This window comes from Dyella kyungheensis, assembly GCF_016905005.1.
Taxonomy (GTDB): domain Bacteria; phylum Pseudomonadota; class Gammaproteobacteria; order Xanthomonadales; family Rhodanobacteraceae; genus Dyella; species Dyella kyungheensis.
In genome coordinates this window covers 1-1283 of the sequence record NZ_JADIKC010000020.1, presented here as the reverse complement: position 1 = coordinate 1283, position 1283 = coordinate 1, and the positions used below count along the sequence as shown (strand labels likewise).

General features: G+C 57.8%; 3 protein-coding genes. All 3 read left to right on the top strand.

Going from position 1 to position 1283, the window contains the following annotated elements; genetic code table 11:
- Positions 1 to 197 precede the first annotated feature (197 nt).
- Entirely contained in the window at positions 198 to 623 is a 426-nt protein-coding gene (locus tag ISP20_RS21405; protein WP_204638240.1) for a hypothetical protein, read from the top strand.
- Positions 624 to 686: 63 nt separating this feature from the next.
- Positions 687 to 962, top strand: a complete 276-nt coding sequence (locus ISP20_RS21400) for a hypothetical protein (protein ID WP_204638239.1) — start codon at positions 687 to 689, stop codon at positions 960 to 962.
- Positions 963 to 1016: 54 nt separating this feature from the next.
- The coding region (locus ISP20_RS21395) for a hypothetical protein (protein WP_204638238.1) at positions 1017 to 1283 on the top strand (267 nt) is incomplete at its 3' end.

Here is a 1283-nt window from a genome sequence, read left to right as displayed (position 1 = left end):
ACTCACCTTGCTGCCATCGGTCCCATATCAGGGTCCGATCCGCGTCTGTGAAATGCTTCCGGGGCATAGCCATGGGCAACACTCCTCACGCTTGGGCGTCTATAGTGTGTTGCGTTGACCGGCTGAAGCCGCAACCCATAACGGACAGTTCAGAGCATTACCAGCGGCAGACACGAAGCCTGATCAGGGGAGCGGCAATGGACGCCAGTCCAGCAGAGCAAGCGTTTCGCAAGGTAGAAAGTGAACTAGACGACTTGATCGTTGCCGCAATGCCGGAGTTCAAAGCAATGGGTCTTGCGTACGCAGACCACTCCACCCGGACCTATCACTACAAAGAAAGCTACCTTCGATGGGAGGCCGCCTTCGAACGACGATGGCAGAGGGATCTCTTTACTCAACAGGTCCAGATCACGCTGTCCTACGGGGAACCGATAGACCCGGGTGAACCGGCAGTGGTTTGCGTTCTTCGTCGCGCCGAGAGCTATAGGCCGGGCCAGATATCGAGGGTCGACAGCAAGTACGAGGAGTCGGTTGCCTTTGACGCCGTTCGCGCAGACGGCCTTGCCGGGCTGATCAAATCGCATCTTGCTGCGGCCGCTGCGCTACTGGATGTTACTGTTTGACTGATTGGCGTTAGGTCCGCTTCCGACCCGAAGCGGACCTTACAAACAGAGCGATGGAATGACATGTTGAATCGCAAGCGAACTCAGAAGTGGCTCATCCTCGCTATGGCGGGCATGCTCATTTTCGCCGCCATCTTTTGGGTGTACGCGGTCAGTGGCTTCTCGCTGTCATACGCCGCATGCGATGGCACATTCGCACTCGATTCCAAGCTCGCCCGATGCGGGCGACCTGTCGTCTTTCTCTGGCTATTCTGGGTGTGCTTTGCTGCCGGCATCTCCTGCGGATTGGCAGCGCTGGCACGGGCTTTGTTGGCCAGGCGCAAGCAGCATCAGAATTAGGCAAACGTCCGCTTCCGACCCATAACGGACGCCGCAGAAGTGAAAGGGGTAAGGATGGTCCGCGTTGATTTCAGCATTTTCTACGCCGGTGGTTCCTATGGCCATGCGAGTGGCGATATCGACGTCGCCATTCCCGCTGGGCCGGGCGCGACTATCGACTTGTGCGAAATTGCCGTGGAACGCCCTCCGGCTGACTTCTCGGGCCGGCTAATCGTTGAGTCTGTTCTTGTGGCAGATGGTGTCGAAACTTCGTACGCGTGCCGAGATGTGTGCGTCGCATCGAAGACCGAGGCGGATGCCCTGGGTAGGTGGCTAGACAAT

Bases quoted from the DNA above. Each gene is read 5' to 3' on its own strand.
- ISP20_RS21405 (WP_204638240.1), top strand. From the start codon at position 198: ATGGACGCCAGTCCAGCAGAGCAAGCGTTTCGCAAGGTAGAAAGTGAA.
- ISP20_RS21400 (WP_204638239.1), top strand. From the start codon at position 687: ATGTTGAATCGCAAGCGAACTCAGAAGTGGCTCATCCTCGCTATGGCG.